Raw genomic sequence first — 19519 nt, 5'->3', positions numbered from 1 at the left:
CGCAGAAAAAGGAGAGAAACAGCTTGCCTGGACTTATTGTCCGGCCTCTAAAAGTGACAATACCTGCGATGAACGGGCCGCCCCCAAAGGCACATAACCTTCTCTGCGGGTGATGGCATCGCCCTGGGCAGAATAAATGAATCGCACAAACTCCAGGTAGGGGTTAGCCAGCGGTTCTCCGGGGTGTTTATTGATTAACAGATACAAAAATCGGGAATAGGGATATTCGCCGGTGCGGATATTGGTTTCCGATGGGGCAATCGCAGCCCGGTCTTCCGATAGCTTTACAGATAACAGTTTAACGCCTGCATTTTGAAAGCCCCAGCCCGCATAACCAATCGCGCCCTTGAAAAAGGCCACAGACTGCACAACGGATGTCGAACTGGGTTGCTCAGCCACCTGCGCCTTAAAGTCACCATTGCACAGTATTTTATCTTTGAATAAGCCATAGGTACCGGAAACTGCACTGCGTCCAAACATGCGAATGCGGTGCGGGAACAAATCACTGCCGGTAATTGACGACCAATGCTCAATGGCGCCAGGGCCACCGCAAAACCGGGTAACTGAAAAAATCGCATCAATCTGTTGCTGTGATAAGGCCGTTACCGGATTATCCAGGTCTACGAACAATGTGATGGCATCTAAGGCCACCGGCACAAGGGTGGGTTCGTAACCAAATTCACTGATGAACGCATCGCGCTCGGATGCTTTCAGGGTGCGGCTCATCGGGCCAATGTTGGCGGTTCCGTGGGTCATAGCAGGCGGTGCGGTTGAAGAGCCAGCTGCCTGCAACTGAAATTTAACCTGCGGATAGTGTTCGCTGAATTCTTCAGCCCAGACCGACGTTAAATTAGACATAGTATCTGAACCGACTGAAATAATCGTGCCGGCAATGCCATGGGTTACGTTGTAGGCCTGAGTGCTATCCGCAGCGACACTCAATACTGGCCTGATAGCCAAACTGCACAGCAATAAAACCGGGACAAGCTTAGACACTGGCAATAATTTGCTTTGAAAAGGAAAAAGAAAACTCACTGCCCTCGCCCACCTCACTTTTGATCTCGAGACGGGAATTATGATGGGACAAAACATGTTTAACAATAGATAATCCCAATCCGGTTCCGCCGGTTTTGCGGGAACGGGCTTTGTCGACGCGATAAAAGCGCTCAGTTAAACGACTGAGGTGTTCTTCGGCAATACCATCACCATTGTCCACCACTTTAAATCTGGCCTTGTCACCATCCCGGCACCAGCAGATCCGGATAACGCCGCCGTTGGGCGTGTAATTGATGGCATTGAAGATCAAATTCGAAAAGGCACTGCGCAACTCGGTTTCGACACCGTAGATCACCAGGTCGTCTTTAATCTCAAACTGAATATCGTGATGCTTATCTTTATTGAGGGACTGGGCTTCAATTTCGATGGTGCGCAGCACCTGAGGCACATTGACGATTTTTTCATAGACGCGTTCGGTACTGGCCTCAATGCGCGACAAGGCCAGCAACTGTTCCACCAGGCTTTGCATTCGCACCGATTGTGTTCCCATCTCTTCAAAGGCTTTTTCAATAAAGGACTCTGGCATGTCAGGGCTTTCTTTGAGCATTTCCAGATACCCGCTTAATACGGTCAGTGGTGTTCGCAGTTCATGGGAGACATTAGCCACAAAATCTTTGCGTATCTGTTCAACATGGCTGATTTGAGTGATATCGCGGGCGATAAGCAGATAGTGCTTTTCACCATAGGGCATCATCCGAAACTCTAACACCCGATTGATATTCGTGGGTGATTCAATTTCAATGGGATTATCGTAATTGCCGTTGCGCAGAAATTTCACAAAGTCCGGATGCCGAATTAAATTGTCGATGCGCCGCTCGGCATCTTCCGGCCAGTTTAGACCCAGCTCGATACGAGCCAGACGATTACACCATTCGATATGCCAGTCGGCATCCAGTACTACCGCGGCATCCGGCAATGATTCCGAACCTTCGCGAAAACGACGAATCAAATTACCCAGTTTTTTGCGTTTAAGGCGATTTCGACGCTGCATGTAATATATGCCGTCGTATATATAGCCCCAGATACCCGCAGCATCAGGTGGCGTGAACTTTTTACTGTGCCACAACCAGTTGTTGAGCTTGATCAGGTGAAAGTAATTAATGATAACCAGCGAGGTCGAGGCCAGTGCAAATGACCATAACCAGGCATCAAAATACCAACCCGCCAACAGTGCCAAACCATACCAGGAGGCAATGCGGGTTATACTTTTCACCCAGGAGAAGGGATTATACAAGTGCTACCTTTTTTAGTTAGATTACACCATCCGGTCTGGTGAACAGCCTATTTACTGCTTTACAGAAAAGCGATACCCGGAGCCGCGAACCGTTTGTATCATGTTCTCATGACCGTGGCCAGAAATGGCCTTGCGCAGGCGTCGGATGTGAACATCGACTGTGCGGTCTTCAACATAAACATTGGTTCCCCAAACATTGTCCAAAAGCTGCTCGCGGCTATAAACACGCTCTGAATGGGTCATGAAAAAGTGTAGCAGTTTAAATTCAGTTGGCCCAAGTTTTAAGGCGTTGCCATGAGATGTCACACGGTGCGAAACCGGATCTAACACCAATCCACTGAAACTGATCGGCTCTTCATTAGAGGTCGGTGAGGTTCTTCTCAACACCGCTTTAATTCTGGCGATTAATTCCTTGGGAGAAAAAGGCTTGGTAATGTAATCATCAGCACCCGCATCCAGTCCTCTTACCTTATCTTCTTCCTCACCTCTGGCGGTCAGCATGATAATGGGAATATCTTTAGTGTGTTCGTGCTGTTTGAGCTTTTTGGCCAGTTGTATGCCACTGCCGCCCGGTAACATCCAATCCAGCAAAATAATCTCTGGATAGGGTTCGGTGACAGAATCAAGAGCAACGTCGTAATCTCCCGCTTCTGTGACATCAAAGTCGGATTGCTCTAATACAAATTTAATCATGTCCCTGATGGGCGCTTCATCTTCAACTACGAGAATTTTTTTAGTCACTTTACCACCTCAATCAAAATAGCCGCGGCAATTATTTGTCGATTTGATGACAAAATTATGAAATTTCCATCTTCAAACAGCAAAAACCATAACATAACCTCAGGTTAAACAAAGAAAATTAAGCCTGGCTGCGCCTTGTCTAATTAACATTTTCTGCATATTCTTAGCCGAGGAACACAAAAAAATAATTCTTATTCTTCGGGTACCATTACAATGAGTCTGGCTCAGGGTCTGTTTCAACAGGATTTAGCAAATTACGAAGGGCTACGTTAAATGTCAAAAGTTAAAATTGGATTATCAAGAAAACTTTTGACCAGAGTGCTGTCTGTTTATTTTATCTTGACGTTAATCGTCACCGTCGGTCAGATATTAACTGAATATCTCAACGCTAAAAATCACATACAAAGTGAATTACAAACTCTCAAAAATACTTTCAGTACCAGTCTGACTCGTGCCATTTGGGAACTTAACACACCGCAGGCGCAATCTATCGCTGAAGGATTGATGGAGCTGCCCATTGTTGAGGGTGTGCAGATCCGCGACGAGAATGGCAACTATATTGCCGATTTAGGGCGCACAGTGGTTCTACAAATGGACCCGGTAAACACAGGTGTTATGCAGGACCACGGAGGCGGTACCTTTGGTTATACATTCCCGCTTATATTCGAGTTTTCCGGGCGAACGTCTAACGTTGGCGATGTCACACTCTATTCCAGTTTTGAGATCATATTTGGCCGTATCCAGGTGGGTGTTTTCTTCCTGATTGGCAATGCCATTTTAAAAACCGGCTTTCTGGTATTCTTGTTTCTCAATGCCTTTCGGCGCATGTTAACCGAGCCGTTGTCTGATTTAACTCACCAGATAAACGAATTCGATATCGACCGCCTGGAATCCTCAAAACTGCACGTCAAAATTGAAGATGATAATGAGCTGGCCGTTTTACGCGATGCCTACAATAAACTGGTGGACGATTTAATCGATTTTCAGAATCGTCTGGGGGGCGCACAGGCTGAACTGAAAGAAGCCAACCGCAAACTGGACGAACAAAACCTGATGCTGGAACAGGAAGTAGCCAAGAAAACCGCCAGTTTGTCTAAAATCATGCTGGATCTGGAACAGCAAAAAGATGAGTTGATGGTCAAACAGGAAGAGCTTAAACGGGAGAACGACAGTCGCCGTTTTGCAGAAGATACCCTGATCCGCAAAAACAATGAATTGGCGGATTCGATGGAGTCATTAAAGGTAGCGCAAGATCAATTAGTAGAATCAGAAAGAATGGCCTCTCTGGGCGGCCTGGTGGCCGGTATTGCCCACGATGTGAATACACCAATTGGTGTCAGTGTCACCGCGGCCAGTTTTTTACAGGACCGGCTAAAATCACTGCAAACCGCATTTGACGACAAAAAACTGACCAGCAAAACCATGACGGCCTTTATTGATGAAGCAGGACAAACCACCACTTTGCTGCTATCAAACCTGAACCGGGCGTCAGATCTGGTCGCCAGCTTTAAGCAGGTGGCGGTAGACCAAACCAGTGAAGCCGAAAGAGAAGTGGATATGAAAGAATATATCCGCGAAGTCACGCAGTCGCTGGCTCCTAAATTTAAGAAAACCAATCACACGATTGATGTCGACTGCCCGGATGATTTAACCGTAAGATGCGCGCCCGGTGCAGTTGCACAAATCGTGACTAATATGATCATGAACTCCCTGATACACGGTTTTGAAAACGTCAGAGAAGGCCACATCAGGATGAAAATTTGGAGTGACGACAACCTGGTGCACATTGACTATCAGGACAACGGCAAAGGTCTCAACAAAGAAATGTTAGAAAAACATTTTGATGCCTTTTTCACCACCCGGCGCGGCAAAGGGGGTTCCGGCCTAGGCACTCACATCATGTACAACCTGGTAACGCAAACCCTGGGCGGTAAAATTGAAGCAGAAAGTGAGCCTGGTCAAGGGCTTAGATACATCATTAATTTTCCGAAAAACAAACGCGCCGGTTAAACTGGATTAGCAGGTGCAGACCTGCTAATCTCCTGCCCTTTTCTCAGATCCAAATCGGGTTCAACAGCACCGAAACCGATTGTTCATACAGACGCTAAGAAGATTATGTGGTTTAAAAATTTAAAAGTTTATTCGATTACCGAGTCTCTCGATATTTCCCCTGAAGATTTCCAGCAGCAGTTAACCCAGGTGGCATTTCGCCATTGTGGCAAGCAAGAATTAGCAACTATGGGCTGGGTAGCACCGCTGGAAGGTGGTCAGGAATTATTTCACCTGGCCAATGGGCGGTTTTTACTGACCCTGAAAAAACAGGAGCGTTTACTGCCATCTTCGGTAATTAATGCAGAATTAGAAGAAAAGGTCGCGCAAATTGAATCAGAAACCGGTGCGCCGGTCGGCAAAAAAGCCAAGCAGGATCTCAAACAAGAGATTGTACACCGTCTGCTGCCGCAAGCTTTTACCAAAAACAGTTTTTTACACGGCATGATCAGCCCCAAAGAAAATCTGGTGTTTGTTGATGCCTCTGCCGATGGTAAGGCTGAAACCTTCCTGGCCCTGTTGCGTAAAGCGATGGGTTCTTTGCCGGTAGTACCACTGGGCCGAACCAGTATTGCGGCATCGTTAACCAGTTGGTTGCAGGAGAATAAGGTACCGGCAGGGCTGGAACTACAAGACGAAGCCGAATTTAAAGACGAAGCGGAAGAAGCCAGTGTGATCCGCTGCAAAAATCAGGACCTGACCTCAGAAGAAATGTTAAACCACATTGCTTCGGGTAAATCCGTGCACAAAATTTCGGTAAAATGGGAAGATACATTGACGGCCATTTTGCAGGAAGATCTGGCGATTAAACGCATTAAATTTACCGACGTACTGCGGGAACAAAATGATGATATTCCCAAAGACCAAAAAGCGGCAAAACTGGATGCAGATTTTGCGCTGATGTCGGGTGAACTGGTGCGTTTTATCGGTTACTTACAGGACATTTTTGATCTGCAAGAAGACGCTTAACAGAGCACAACGCATTGTTGTAGTGCGCAATACGTAGTTCGCATTAGATGCCCCGTTCCGGGGCATTTTTTATTAGTGTGTTTTGAACTTACCGATACTGACGGATATCGATTGTGATTTATCCGAAATCAGTGTTGCGGCATTACGGGTTCGGTTAGCTTCTTCTGAAGTCAGATTAGTTTTCTCGTTCAAAGAGGTGAGATTGCGATTAATGTCTTCGGCCACTGCGGTTTGCTCTTCGGTTGCCGTTGCCGTCTGAATAGACATTTCAAATACATTGTCGACGGTGTTTAACGCATTATTGATGTGTTCTTCGGTTTCTTTAGACAAAGTAACCGTTACCCCCACTTCATCAAACACCTTCTGAACCACAGCAACCACGTTATCCACTCCTGACTGCACTTCCTGAATCATTGACTGGATATTTTCAGTGGAGTCCTGAGTTTTACTGGCTAATGACCGTACTTCATCAGCAACCACGGCAAAGCCTCGTCCCTGCTCACCGGCGCGCGCCGCTTCAATCGCTGCGTTCAACGCCAGCAAATTGGTTTGCTCAGCAATGCCTCTGATGACATTTAACACATCCGATATTTTTTCTGAGTTTTCAGATAACTTGTGAGCACTGGTAGAAGCCGACTCGATACTCTGATGCACAGAGTTTATCTGTTTAACTGAGTCGGCAATAACCGATACCCCTTTTTCGGCAGAAAGTTTTGCCAACTCCATGTTCTCTGCGGTTTTTTGCGCAATCGATGACATCTCAATCGTAGCCATACTCATTTCATGAACGGCACTGACGATCATGTCAGAATCTGAACATTGAGCTTTGACAATTTCCGTAGTGCTGTCGGCGGATTTTTTCAGACTGTCGCTGGCATCACTTAAATCGTGCACCTGATGGCGAATATCGTTTATCAGACTCGCCAGACTCTGGATAAAGCTATTAAAGGCATCGCCGAGTGCCCCGAGTTCATCATTGTGCTTTTTGACAATGGTTTGAGTCAGATCACCACCGCCCGAAGCAATTTCTTCAATGCGTTGGGTAATTTCGTTGATGCGCAACAATAACGAACGTTGACTCAGAAACGCCACGACAGAACAGGCGATGATCACCAATATGATACAGATGGCCGCAATCGCCTTAAAAAAACTGTTTTGTGCTTCTATCTCGTCCTTTAGCTGATTTGCTCTGGAAAAAGCCAACTCGCCCGCTACGTCAAACACTGTTCTCAGCGCCTGAAAACGCTCCTCGGAGGCCCCGTTTGACAATTGTCTGGCGCGCTCCAAATCACCACTGGCGGAGAGTTGTTTCACCTGTTCAATACTCGACAACCAGGCATTGTATAAGGTTTCAAATTCAGACAGTTGCCGGATGATATCGGGATAGGAACTCATTAAACGTTTATATTGCATGAACCGGTCATACGCCTGTTGCGCGTTTTCCTGCAATTCCGTCACTGCCGATTGATTGCCTGTGCCAAACACCAGTTGCTGCTCTGCCACCCGTGCCTGATAAAGATCGCGATCACCATTTAACACCAGGCTCACCGCCGGCATAAACTCAGACGGAAAAGTACTGGCTTCCCGCTCGATGTGATTAGTTAACTGGGAATAGGATAAAAAGACGATAATCGTTGCCAGCCCCATGGCAACGATGGGAATGGAGTACTTCACTCCAATACTTTTAAAATTCATAACCGGGTCCAATATAATGTTTTATATCTCCACTCCAATATAGTTTGCTTTGCTAAATTTCCCAGTAAAAACACCAATTTAATTGTGAAAAAGATCAGAAGTTTTTATTCCTAAAGATAATATACCCACAGTGTGAAAGTGCACACTGAAACGCCTGACATATCGATTTATCGAGGTTTCATTCACCAGTTGTTCATGACTAAATTAAGAGCGGACTGCGCTAATTTTAGGTAATTCGGAAATTTGTACTAGACTGAAATTGCACGCTCACTGAATCGGGAATCACTTAATGAAATCCGTTAAAAAGTATATTTTTTTATCCTTAGCCCCTGTGGTAACTCTGGTTAGTACTGATCTTGCCGCCGAAATTGATATCAGCGGTAGTTATCGTGTCAGAGTAGAATTAGTGGACAATCCGGTCCGACAGGCCGCTGGCAGCAGCGATCAGGCCCTGTCGCATCGGCTGACTTTAAAAGCAAAATACAGTAGTGATAATTTTTACGCCGTTGCAGAATTAATGGACGCCAGAATGTGGCTGGATGACGAAGATACCCCACTGGGCACGGATGACGTGAATGCATTAGAGCCAATCCAGGCACATTTGGGATTTCTGTTTCCCGCGTTAGACGGCAAAGCCGATGTCAAACTGGGCCGTTTTACCGTTGATATGGGCAGCAGGCGTTTTGTGGCGCGAACCCGATACCGCAATACGCACAATTCATTTACTGGTGTACTGGCGAACTTTCAACGAAATTTTGATACCTGGCAGTTTATCTATGCAGCGCCCGATAACCGGCTGCCCCGCTCCCGTGATGAACTGGACAGCAACAGTGTAAAACTCGATAAACCCTATGCCGACAATGTGTTTTATGGCGTTCACTTTAATCGTAAATACGCCACCAAGGCGACCGGCGAATGGTTTTATTTTGGCCTGAAAGAGGAAGATCAGGCTGACTTAGGCACCCGTAACCGGGATATTCACACCTTTGGGATAAAATGGGATCAGGCCTACTTACCCAATGACTGGGGGTATCAGCTGGCAGCCGCTTACCAATTTGGCGATGCCAGAGCCAGTTCCAGTGCCGCGGATATTACTGACCTTGATGTCTCAGCTTACTTTTTTCATCTCTCGTTCGGCTATAAATTTACGGACAACTGGAAGTCCACCCTGTTGTTTGAATTCGATTACGCTACCGGTGACGATAATCCCGCTGACGATGAATACAATCGCTTCGACACCCTGTATGGAGTGAGACGATTCGATTTTGGTGCCACTAACCTGTATGGCACCTTTGCGCGCAGTAATATCCTGGCCCCCGGATTGCGTTGGAAGTTCTCACCCGCGAAAGACGTAGGGGCATTTTTGGGGTATCGGCCGGTTTGGCTGGCTGACAAAGATGACGCATTGCCTGCCATCGGCGCCAGAAATACAACGCGTGAATCATTTGTCGGCCATCAGTTTGAAACCCGGATCCGACACCAGATTCAGGACAACATTCGCTTTGAGACGGGCGCGGCATACCTTATCAAAGGCAAGTTCTTTGATGATGTGCAGAATGCCAATCCCGAGGGCAACACCACCTATTTCTACGTTCAGACCACCTACTCTTTTTAAATCAGGTACTCTATGTAAATCAGGTACTCTTTTTTAACCCGGGTACTTTCAACAAAAACCCCACATTGTCGTGGGGTTTTCTTTGGTAACCGGTGATCACCTTGTGACCAGAAGATTAGCTTAATTGAATATCGCCTTACCGGCCTCTTTCATGTCTTTGTATTCGTCGCTTTCAACTTTCGCTAAATCGCTGATCATATTCTTCTGCATACACAGATTCAGGATGGCATCTTTCTGATTGTTAACATGTCCGGCTACCGCTGCCCCCATGCGGACAAAATCCAGATAAGATACAGATTCGGTTTGTACTTTCAGATTGCGCCAATGTTCGGCTACCTGTACAAAGTCTTTACCAAAGCCCCATTCTGCGGTGATAGTACCACCAATTCGTCCGGACAATTTCTGCACGGCGACATTGAGAAAAGCAGGGTTAGCAAACACTTCTTCATGGCGCTCGGCTTCTGTCAGAATTGGCAAAATACCGATATTGTGTACCAAAGAGCATAAGGTCAGCGTATCCACATTCAGCCGACGATCTTTGGTTTCATCCTGATAGATTCGAAACAGGGCAAGCGCATTCGCAACCACATCGACGGTGCGATCCCAAATTTTATTAATATAGCCTTTAATAATCTCATTCTTACTGACAAACAGTTGTTCCATCGCCAAAGCCGTGGCGATGTTTTTAATTTGTGTTAAACCGATACGGGTTACCGCCTGATTTAGAGATTCTACTTTAACGCTGCGCCCCATATAGGCACTGTTGGCGATCTTAATGATACGCGCCGACAATGAGGGATCCTGACCAATTACATCAGCCATGGCGTTGAGGTTAATTTCCGGATCATCAGCCGCCTTTCGAACCTTAAGTGCGATCGCTGGCAGTGTTGGCAACACCAGGGTATCGTTGTTAATTTTTTCTACCAGAATGGTGAGCAATGCATTTTCAGTGGACATTTTCCAACCTTTTCATATGAACCTGATTGCGATGGATCAGGACTACTAGTTTGAACGAAGTGGGCTGTACTAACCTCTTGTGATAACCAGAGCCGTTCGGGTATAAAAATCCATCCAATACCAAAACTCATAAAATAATGATCATCAAAAATAGCAAATACTGCTCAATTAATATGCTAACCGCCAGTAACATCCCTACCCCTTGAGTTTAATTTATTTTCTTCGATTCACCAGCCATTTATCTGATCTGGCACAAATTTTTTTTGAAATGAGGCTGTGTAAAAAATGCAATTTTTGTTGCAGATTTGATTTTTACCAGGAATTGAATAATGTTATCCGCAGTTTTAATTTCAATAACGACAATAATGAGTGTTTAACGATGAGAAAAAACCCACTGAGCGGTATTCTGCTCGCCACTTCCCTGTTGGCGCTAAGCGCCTGTCAGCCGAAAGATCCCGTAGCGGGCTCAGCCACGGCCAATCCGGAAGTTGCCCCCTATTCCCTGTTACCTGAATTTGAAAATCGTCTAGATATCTATAAGCAGGTACAACTGAATGCCGATCTCTCCCACCTGTCAGACAATCAAAAAACGATGTTAGCGGTGTTAATTGATGCGTCGGTGATCATGGACGAGCTGTTTTGGCAACAGGCATACGGCCCAAATAAAGATGAGTTGCTGGCGCAAATAACCGATCCCAAAGTACGAAAATTCGCAGAAATTAACTACGGCCCCTGGGACCGACTGGACGGTGACAAAGCCTTTTTAACAGGTGTAGAAGCCAAATCTCACGGTGCTCAGTTTTACCCGCAAGATATGGATAAGGCCGAATTTGAAGCAGCGCAGTTGCCTGCAAAAGACGGACTGTATTCAGTAATTGAACGACAGGCCGGCGAACTCAAAGTCATCCCTTATTCGCAAAAATATAAGGTGCCACTGGAACGCGCCGCCGGACTACTTAAACAGGCTGCAGTGCTTGCTGAAAATCAGGAATTCACCAATTACCTGAACATGCGTGCAGAAGCCTTGCTCAGCGACGATTATCAGGCGTCTGATTTCGCCTGGATGGACATGAAAACCAATCCCATTGAATTGGTTTATGGCCCTATTGAGACTTATGAAGATCAGCTATTTGGTTATCGTGCCGCGTTTGAATCTTATGTTTTAATCAAAGATTTAAAATGGAGCGAAAAGCTCGCTAAATACGCGCAGTTCCTGCCGGAATTGCAACAAGGTCTGCCGGTTGCCGAAGCCTATAAACAGGAAACCCCAGGTGCCAATGCCGACCTGAATGCCTACGACGTGATTTATTATGCCGGTCATTCCAATGCCGGTAGCAAAACCATTGCTATCAATCTGCCCAATGACGAAGAAGTGCAACTTTCCAAAGGCACCCGACGCCTGCAGCTTAAAAATGCCATGCGCGCCAAATTCGATCATATCCTGGTGCCCATTGCTCAGGAGTTGATTGTCCCCGAACAGCGCCAAAACATTACCTTTGATGCCTTTTTTGCCAACACCATGTTTCACGAAGTGGCGCATGGTTTAGGTATTAAAAATACCATTAACGACAAGGGTACCGTGCGTCAGGCGCTGAAAGAACACGCCTCAGCATTGGAAGAAGGTAAAGCCGATATTCTGGGTCTGTATATGATTCAGCAATTACTGGAAAAAGGGGAAATCGCTGAAGGGGTTTTACAGGACTACTACACCACGTTTATGGCTGGCATCTTCCGTTCTGTGCGCTTTGGCGCTTCCAGTGCGCACGGTAAAGCTAACATGGTGCGCTTTAATTATTTTAAAGAGCAAGGCGCTTTTAGTCGCAATGAACAGGGTCAATACTCCGTTGATATGGATAAGATGCAACAGGCCGTTAGCAGCTTGTCGGAATTAATTCTGACCTTACAGGGCAACGGAGATTACGACGGTGTTGCTAAGCTGGTAGCAGAAAAAGGACTGATTGATGAGGCGTTACAGGCAGACCTGGACCGCTTATCTCAAGCCAATATCCCGGTAGACATTACCTTTACCCAGGGTAAGCAGGTATTGGGCCTGTAAGATTACCAGCCCTTTTGTATGAAACCCGAATTCAAACAACCGTTTGAATTCGGATGTTTCATTGCTACACTGATAACTATCAGCAATTTAACGCCTTAAACAACAATATTCATGAAGTTACATCGCCTTGAAGGCTATATCCAGGATATCTGGCTGGTAGAAGAACCCCATGGCCTTATGCTACTGGACGGCGCATCCCGGGCTGATGTGCAGAACATTTGCCGGTTTATCAGCGAACAGCTTAAGCGCCCATTGCACCACCTCAAGGTGATAATGGTTACCCATATGCACCCGGACCATGCCGGGGGTGCCAGAGCCTTAAAGCAAATCACCAAAGCGCAAATCATCACTGGCAATGTGCCCGGCCAATGGTATAGCGGCCTTGATGGCTGGTTGATGCATTTAACCGATATCTTGTTGGCCCATTGGGTGGCCGGGAGAATGAAAAAATCGCGCCGCCTGATTTGGTACTCTCCCTGGATGAAAGCTGACAGGTATCTCAATGATGAAGACCAGATCCCGGAATTTGAAGACTGGCGGGTACTTTTCACCCAGGGTCATACAGACAGGGATATCAGTCTCTGGCATCAGCCCAGTCACAAAGTGTATGTGGCCGATCTGATGGTGAAGGTAAAAGCGCGGTTTATTCCGCCCTATCCGGTGTTTTATCCCAATCGCTATAAGGCATCATTAAACCGAATCAGACAACTGGCGCCTGACAGCATCCTGCTGGCACATGGCGCAGAAGTACAATTAACCGAAGCAGACTTTGATTATCTGCAACAAAAAGCGCCGGCCATTCCGGCAACCCACTGGCGCTCCGTAAAAAGCAAGTTAGCGCAGGTTTTGGGGCTAAAGACAAGCCACTAAACTTTTAATTTTTCCTGGTAAGGCGGCCAACCCAACGGCTTACCCGCCAACACATGCAGATGAATGTGATAAACCGTCTGACCACCGTGCTCATTGCAGTTCATCACGGTTCTGAAACCATCCTGGGCAAAACCTTGCTCTTTGGCGATATGGCTGGCTACCCAATGCAGGTGGCCCACCAAAGCGTTGTCTTCTTTGGTCATATCATTAATGGTGGCGATGGGCTTTTTCGGGATCACCAAAAAATGCACCGGCGCCTGCGGATTAATATCTTTAAAGGCCAACGCTTCGTCGTCTTCGTACAGGATATCGGCCGGAATTTCTTTGTTAATGATCTTGGTAAAAATCGTTTCAGACATAATGCAATTCCCTTAAATCGCTAAAACAGCAAAAATAACAATCCCCAGTACGATCCGGTAAATAACAAAGGGCGTCATTCCCAGTGTGGAGATCCACTTTAAAAACAGCGTAATGCAGATATAAGCACTGATAAAGGATAATACAACACCGTAAAACAGTTCTTCCCAGTTAACGGCCACGTCACTGGACAATAGTTTGTAAGTCAGGATAGTGCCGGCGCCCAAAATGGTGGGGATAGACAATAAAAACGAAAACCGGGCGGCTTTTTCGCGGCTGATGCCTAAAAACAATGCCGCGGTCATAGTCACACCGGAGCGAGAAGTGCCGGGAATAATGGCCGCTACCTGCGCCAGACCGACAATCAGGGCTTTTTTCCAGGTAAGCTCAACGTCTCCCTGTTGCCGGGTTGCCACTTTGTCGGCCCAGTACAACAACAGACCGAAAACAATAGTGGTGGTGGCAATTACATAACCGGAACGCAGCCAGCCTTCCACATAGTCCTTCACCAGAAAGCCCACAATGATCACCGGCAAGGTTGCTAAGATAATCATCCAGGCCAGTTTACCGTCTTCGGTCACGTTGCCGGTGAGAGATTGCCCCCAGCCGACGGTTAATTGCAGTACTTCCTTGCGGAAATAGCTGACCACCGCCAGTAAACTGCCCACATGCACCGCAACGTCAAAGGCCAATCCCTGATCGTGCCAACCAAAGAGTTGCGAAGGTAAAATCAAATGCGCCGAACTGGAAATAGGCAGAAACTCTGACAATCCCTGTATAAGCGCCAGGATAATAATTTCTGGTAAGCTCAACTTAATGTTCCTTTTACGATGTAATCATCTTTTTTACGGGTGACAGCTATGCCCACCGATTGCACCTGTTTTAAAATATCTGGTTTGAGAATTTCCAACTGAATTTCTGCCAGCGGAAAAGCGCTAAACAGATCTGCGAAAATCAGATCGGCAAATTTTTCCACCAGTTCCGGGTGATGCGAATCAGACAGCTTTTCGATGCGCTCGACAACCGCAGCATAATCGATGGTGTCTTTTACCTGATCAGATTTCATCGCTGAATTGAGTTCTGTCAGCAGAGTTAAATTGAGGATAACTTTCTGGCTGTTTTGCCTTTCCCAGTTATAGACTCCGATGATGGTGTCGATTTCTAACCCGTTTATAATGATTTTGTCCATAAAGACAGCTTATAATGATGCTTCGAATTGTCATTGCTGGGGATCATACTGATTTATCCTGGATTGTCTAACCTCAAAATGAGGACATCATGCTAGCGGTTTTATTGCCGGTGCTGGCTTATTATCTCGGCTCTATATGCAGTGCCATTGTGGTGTGCCGGTTGTGGCATTTGCCCGACCCCCGGTCAGAAGGTTCTGAAAATCCCGGTACCACCAACGTGTATCGCATTGGCGGCAAATGGCCAGCTCTGGCCACCTTCAGTTTTGATATGCTAAAAGGGTTGTTGCCGGTGCTGTTAGCAGTGTCAATGGAGCAGCCGGAAATTGTTGTAGCGCTGTGTGGCGTGTGCGCCTGTCTGGGGCACATTTTTCCGCTGTTCTTTAGTTTTAAAGGGGGCAAAGCCGTCGCTACCGGTTTTGGCGTGGTCCTGGCACTGGAGTGGCTTATAGGCGCGTTTTTGATCCTGGTGTGGCTGGGTATCATGAAAAAAATACGAATTTCTTCCATCGCCGCCATTATTACCGTCAGCCTGGCCCCGATATTGGCCTGGCTGATTCAGTCTCCCTGGTTCATGAGCATGACTTTAATGAGTTGCACCATTGTTTTGCGCCACCTCCCCAACATTCGCCGACTGTGGGAAGGCAGTGAACTCAAAGCCTGAAGTGCTTCTATTTTAACGGTTGTAATTCATCCAGTGGCCAGCGTGGCAATACCTGGTCAGCCATATCATCCTGTTGTCCCGCTAATAAACGTTGCGCACCCGCATAGGCAATCATAGCGCCATTATCAGTACAAAACGCCGGCGCCGGATAAAAGGCTTTTCCGCCCAACTTATCCATTAACTGCGTTACTCTGTCCCTGAGTTGCACATTGGCACTCACTCCACCTGCAATGACCAGTTGCTTTACATGGCATTGCTTTAACGCCCGCTTACATTTTATCAACAAGGTATCGATGACCGCTTCCTGAAATGCAGCAGCCACATCGGCTTTGTCCTGCTCAGATAATTCACCGGATTCCGAGGCAGCTTTCAAATCGCGAATAGTATTGGCAGCAAAGGTTTTCAGACCACTGAAGCTGAATTGCAGGCCCGGCCTGTCAGTCATGGGACGGGGAAAAGTAAAACGCCCGGTATTGCCCTGATCCGCTAATTTAGCCAACCGTGGCCCGCCCGGGTAATCCAGTCCCAGAAGTTTCGCGGTTTTATCAAACGCTTCACCGGCGGCGTCGTCCACCGATTCTCCCAGTAGTTCGTAACGTCCGATGGCGTCGACCTTAACCAACATAGAGTGCCCACCTGACACCAGCAGTGCCACAAAGGGAAAAGACAAATCAATATCATCCAACAATGGCGCCAACAGATGCCCTTCCATGTGATGCACACCCACGGCAGGAATATTCCAGGCGAATCCCAGACTTCGGGCCACCGAGCTGCCCACCAGCAAAGCACCGATCAGGCCAGGCCCCCGGGTATACGCAATCCCGTCTATATCAGCCTGAGTAACACCGGCTTCTTTTATCGTTTCTTCAATCAGCGGGATCACTTTGCGAATGTGATCTCTGGAGGCCAGCTCCGGCACTACACCGCCATAATCGGCGTGAAGTTTCACCTGACTGTACAGCGCATGAGATTGCAGGCCTTTGTCAGTGTCATACAGGGCAATACCGGTTTCATCACAGGAAGTTTCTATTCCTAATACCAACATAACTATCATTCTTACGGTCAAAACTGGCGCTAGTTTACCCAAAAGCGTTTAGCAGAACCAATCTAATAGCGCAGCAGTGAGAAAACCGGACAACTAATCTGCACAAATAGCCTCCATTCCCTTTACTTTACCTGGCGATATGATTAGAATTGCGCACCATTTTTAGCCGTGCCGTCTATTTTTTAAGCACATTATTTATAAGATTTTGATTTGAGGTGATTATTTAATGCCAATCGTTAAAGTAAGAGAAAACGAACCGTTTGACGTAGCACTGCGTCGTTTTAAGCGTTCTTGTGAAAAAGCGGGTATCTTGTCCGAAGTTCGTCGCAGAGAATTCTTCGAAAAGCCTACCTGGGAACGCAAGCGTAAAAAAGCAGCTGCTAAAAAGCGTCACTTGAAAAAAGTGGCTCGCGAAAACGCTCGTCGTATCAAGTTATACTAAGTCGTTAACCGCGAATTATTGCTAAGTTATGTCTTTAAAAGAATCACTTAAAGAAGCCCAAAAAGACGCCATGCGTGCCAAAGACAAATTACGTCTGGGTACCATTCGAATGGCTTTGGCAGAAATTAAGCAAAAAGAAATAGACGGCAAAGTCGAGTTAGAAGACGCTGATGTATTGGCGATTTTGACCAAAATGGTCAAGCAACGCAAAGATGCCATGCAACAGTTTGAAGCTGCCGGACGCGAAGATCTGGCAGAACAGGAAAGAAATGAAACGGAGGTGATACACTCATTTCTTCCTAAGGCATTAACCAGTGAAGAACTCGACGCCTTAATCGCCGAAGCTATGACCAACACCGGTGCCAGTGGCATGCAGGATATGGGCAAAGTGATGGGATGGTTAAAACCCAAAGTTCAGGGTCGCACCGATATGGGCGAACTGAGCAAAGCCATCAAGGCAAAACTTACCGCATAATTCACGGCAGATAATCTGCACTAACGAATTTATCGACTTGACACAAGCCGCACCTTATAACAAGGTGCGGCTTGTTTATTTGTGGACCTTAAAAATAACAATTTATGGCTGGCAGAATTCCCCGTAGTTTTATTGATGACCTATTAGCTCGCGCTGATATCGTTGAGCTGATCGATAGTTTTGTGCCTTTAAAAAAGGCCGGCAGAAACTATCAGGCCTGTTGTCCTTTCCACAATGAAAAAAGCCCCTCTTTTACCGTCGCCCCGGATAAACAGTTCTATCATTGTTTCGGCTGCGGCGCCCACGGCAACGCTATTTCGTTTTTGATGGAATACGAACGGTTGGAATTCCCCGAAGCGGTGGAAGAGCTGGCCCGTATGTATCACCTGGAAGTGCCCCGTGAAGACGGCGGTAATTTCAGACAGCAAAGTCCGCAGCAAAAACAGCAGTTGCAGGACGACTATGAGTTGATGAATAAAGTAGCGCGTTTTTACGCACAACAATTACGTCAGCACAACCAGGGACAGAACGCCATCGATTACCTGAAAGGCCGGGGCTTAAGCGGTGAAATTGTCAAAACCTTTGAAATAGGTTTTGCACCGCCAGACTGGGATTCGGTATTACGTCAGTTTGGAACAGACAATCAGTCAGTCCAGCAACTGATGGATTTAAAACTGGTGAATCAGAACGACCAGCAACGTCGTTATGACTTTTTCCGCGACCGCATCACCTTCCCTATTCGGGACCGTCGTGGTCGGGTAATCGGCTTCGGTGGCCGCATCATGCAAGGCGATGGCCCCAAGTACCTGAACTCACCGGAAACCCGAATTTTCCATAAAGGTTCAGAGCTTTACGGCTTCTACCAGGCCAAGCAAGCACACCGTAAACTGGAAAAAGTCATCATCGTCGAGGGCTATATGGACGTGGTGGCCTTAGCGCAATTTGGTATTGATTACGCTGTGGCCGCACTGGGCACGGCCACTACACCGGAACATATTCAGTTATTGTTCCGCAACACCCAGGAAGTGATCTGTTGTTACGACGGAGACCGGGCGGGACGCGATGCCGCCTGGCGGGCGCTGGAAAATGCCCTGCCCATGTTAAAAGATGGCTGCAAATTAAAGTTCCTGTTTTTACCGGATGGTGAAGACCCGGATACCATGGTGCGTCAGGAAGGCAAAGAGGCCTTTGAGGCACGCCTTAAACAGGCCCAGCCCTTGTCGGAATTTTTGTTTGAGCAATTGCGCCAACAACACGACCCGTCCACACTGGAAGGCAAAGCCAGCCTGAAAGCACAGACGATGCCGATGCTGGAGCAGGTACCGGGTGAATACCAGAAACAGATGTTAACGGAAAAACTGGCCACCATTACCGGCGAGTATAATCAGGTAGTAGCCAGCAAAAAAATCGCTGAAGCGAACGTCTCTATCAAGGCGCAAAAAGCCGATTACGAAAAACACCAAAAGATATCCGATTCTCCGGTAAGAAGATTGTTGCATCTGTTGTTGCACGCCCCCGAAGTAGCACGACAGGTCCCGGAAGTGACACCGCAGAGTCTGTTGGCCATCAATCTGCCTGGCATGAACCTGTTGCGTGATATTCACAGCATTTGCGTGTCTGAAACAAGCGTTATGGGCATTCAGGTGCTGGAGCGTTTTCGTGAGCACCCCCATTACAACATTCTATTGCAAATGATGAGCAAAGAAATGCCGCCGGGTAAAGATTTGGTGGCTGAATTCAGAGGCAACATGAACCGTCTGATCCAGTTGCAATTAGAAGCCAGGCTGGATGAACTCACAACGCTTTCCCGCGTGCAGTCATTGAGTGCCGAGGAAAAACAAGAAATCGTAGCGCTAACTAAAGCCCTGCGCACCGGTGTCGCCACTCAGTAGTAATATAAAATTACAGCCCGAGCCTTGTAAAATCGGGATTTAACACCAAATATTAGGGTGAGCGCGACGATTAGTAACTTCAGTTAGTAATGATTTGTAAACAGGCCAGAAAAACAAATTTTGTACAAGGCATAGATTGTACACTTTTTTATCTGCTATAATCGCTAATTCCGCGCGCGTTGGCGCAACGTCTTCAGGAGTGCTCCGATAACATC

18 protein-coding genes are annotated in these 19519 nt (G+C 46.9%); 9 read left to right on the top strand and 9 right to left on the bottom strand.

Annotated elements, in window-relative coordinates:
- Positions 1-33 precede the first annotated feature (33 nt).
- From LJ740_RS06300 to phoB, 3 genes are read right to left on the bottom strand one after another with little or no spacing between them, the layout of a single operon-like run.
- Positions 34-996 carry a PstS family phosphate ABC transporter substrate-binding protein gene (locus LJ740_RS06300; protein WP_229528226.1) on the bottom strand — a complete coding sequence of 321 codons (963 nt, stop codon included), beginning with the start codon at positions 994-996 and terminating at the stop codon, positions 34-36.
- Positions 989-2290 (bottom strand): phosphate regulon sensor histidine kinase PhoR, encoded by a 1302-nt coding sequence (gene phoR, locus LJ740_RS06295; RefSeq protein ID WP_229528225.1) that lies wholly within the window; start codon positions 2288-2290, stop codon positions 989-991. Before phoR ends, LJ740_RS06300 begins: the two co-directional genes overlap by 8 nt.
- Positions 2291-2341: 51 nt before the next feature.
- Positions 2342-3031 (bottom strand): phosphate regulon transcriptional regulator PhoB, encoded by a 690-nt coding sequence (gene phoB, locus LJ740_RS06290; RefSeq protein ID WP_229528224.1) that lies wholly within the window; start codon positions 3029-3031, stop codon positions 2342-2344.
- Between the two features lie 273 nt (positions 3032-3304).
- Between phoB and LJ740_RS06285 the strand changes: the two genes are divergently transcribed.
- Entirely contained in the window at positions 3305-5041 is a 1737-nt protein-coding gene (locus tag LJ740_RS06285) for a sensor histidine kinase (RefSeq protein ID WP_229528223.1), read from the top strand.
- A gap of 105 nt (positions 5042-5146) precedes the next feature.
- Positions 5147-6049, top strand: coding sequence for a recombination-associated protein RdgC (rdgC, locus tag LJ740_RS06280; RefSeq protein ID WP_229528222.1), 903 nt, complete (start codon positions 5147-5149; stop codon positions 6047-6049).
- Positions 6050-6121: 72 nt separating this feature from the next.
- Here the strand turns inward: rdgC and LJ740_RS06275 are convergent, their stop codons facing one another.
- Entirely contained in the window at positions 6122-7744 is a 1623-nt protein-coding gene (locus LJ740_RS06275; protein ID WP_229528221.1) for a methyl-accepting chemotaxis protein, read from the bottom strand.
- Between the two features lie 289 nt (positions 7745-8033).
- On the opposite strand from LJ740_RS06275, the gene LJ740_RS06270 reads away from it, so the two are divergent.
- Positions 8034-9359 (top strand): alginate export family protein, encoded by a 1326-nt coding sequence (locus tag LJ740_RS06270; RefSeq protein ID WP_229528220.1) that lies wholly within the window; start codon positions 8034-8036, stop codon positions 9357-9359.
- A gap of 120 nt (positions 9360-9479) precedes the next feature.
- Here the strand turns inward: LJ740_RS06270 and LJ740_RS06265 are convergent, their stop codons facing one another.
- On the bottom strand, positions 9480-10316 hold the full coding sequence (locus LJ740_RS06265) for an HDOD domain-containing protein (protein WP_229528219.1): 837 nt from the start codon (positions 10314-10316) through the stop codon (positions 9480-9482).
- A 379-nt stretch (positions 10317-10695) separates the two neighbouring features.
- Here LJ740_RS06265 and LJ740_RS06260 point away from each other — a divergent pair, with 379 nt between their 5' ends.
- Positions 10696-12372, top strand: a complete 1677-nt coding sequence (locus LJ740_RS06260; RefSeq protein WP_229528218.1) for a dipeptidyl-peptidase 3 family protein — start codon at positions 10696-10698, stop codon at positions 12370-12372.
- 111 nt (positions 12373-12483) lie between these two features.
- The gene (locus tag LJ740_RS06255; RefSeq protein ID WP_229528217.1) at positions 12484-13242 is read left to right on the top strand and encodes an MBL fold metallo-hydrolase; all 759 of its coding nucleotides are present in this window, start codon (positions 12484-12486) and stop codon (positions 13240-13242) included.
- Here the strand turns inward: LJ740_RS06255 and LJ740_RS06250 are convergent.
- The 3 genes from LJ740_RS06250 to folB are packed head-to-tail and all read right to left on the bottom strand — an operon-like array spanning position 13239 to position 14788.
- On the bottom strand, positions 13239-13601 hold the full coding sequence (locus LJ740_RS06250) for a histidine triad nucleotide-binding protein (RefSeq protein WP_229528216.1): 363 nt from the start codon (positions 13599-13601) through the stop codon (positions 13239-13241). The genes LJ740_RS06255 and LJ740_RS06250 overlap by 4 nt on opposite strands.
- Before the next feature lie 12 nt (positions 13602-13613).
- Positions 13614-14411, bottom strand: a complete 798-nt coding sequence (locus LJ740_RS06245) for an undecaprenyl-diphosphate phosphatase (RefSeq protein ID WP_229528215.1) — start codon at positions 14409-14411, stop codon at positions 13614-13616.
- Complete coding sequence (folB, locus tag LJ740_RS06240) at positions 14408-14788, bottom strand: dihydroneopterin aldolase (RefSeq protein WP_229528214.1); 381 nt, start codon at positions 14786-14788, stop codon at positions 14408-14410. Before folB ends, LJ740_RS06245 begins: the two co-directional genes overlap by 4 nt.
- Before the next feature lie 89 nt (positions 14789-14877).
- On the opposite strand from folB, the gene plsY reads away from it, so the two are divergent.
- On the top strand, positions 14878-15450 hold the full coding sequence (plsY, locus tag LJ740_RS06235; protein ID WP_229528213.1) for a glycerol-3-phosphate 1-O-acyltransferase PlsY: 573 nt from the start codon (positions 14878-14880) through the stop codon (positions 15448-15450).
- 7 nt (positions 15451-15457) lie between these two features.
- On the opposite strand, the gene tsaD is transcribed toward plsY, so the two are convergent.
- Complete coding sequence (tsaD, locus tag LJ740_RS06230; RefSeq protein ID WP_229528212.1) at positions 15458-16495, bottom strand: tRNA (adenosine(37)-N6)-threonylcarbamoyltransferase complex transferase subunit TsaD; 1038 nt, start codon at positions 16493-16495, stop codon at positions 15458-15460.
- Between the two features lie 226 nt (positions 16496-16721).
- Between tsaD and rpsU the strand changes: the two genes are divergently transcribed.
- The 3 genes from rpsU to dnaG all read left to right on the top strand — a co-directional run bounded on the left by rpsU (position 16722) and on the right by dnaG (position 19304).
- A complete protein-coding gene (gene rpsU, locus LJ740_RS06225) occupies positions 16722-16937 on the top strand; it encodes a 30S ribosomal protein S21 (protein ID WP_229528211.1) in 216 nt (71 codons plus the stop codon).
- A gap of 28 nt (positions 16938-16965) precedes the next feature.
- Positions 16966-17412 (top strand): GatB/YqeY domain-containing protein, encoded by a 447-nt coding sequence (locus LJ740_RS06220; protein WP_229528210.1) that lies wholly within the window; start codon positions 16966-16968, stop codon positions 17410-17412.
- A 104-nt stretch (positions 17413-17516) separates the two neighbouring features.
- Positions 17517-19304 (top strand): DNA primase, encoded by a 1788-nt coding sequence (dnaG, locus tag LJ740_RS06215; RefSeq protein WP_229528209.1) that lies wholly within the window; start codon positions 17517-17519, stop codon positions 19302-19304.
- Positions 19305-19519: the final 215 nt, after the last annotated feature.

Origin of the sequence: Planctobacterium marinum (assembly GCF_020687805.1) — a bacterium.
Taxonomy (GTDB): Bacteria; Pseudomonadota; Gammaproteobacteria; order Enterobacterales; family Alteromonadaceae; genus Planctobacterium; species Planctobacterium marinum.
Note: the sequence above shows the minus strand (reverse complement) of the source record. Positions and strands in the feature narration are given on the sequence as shown.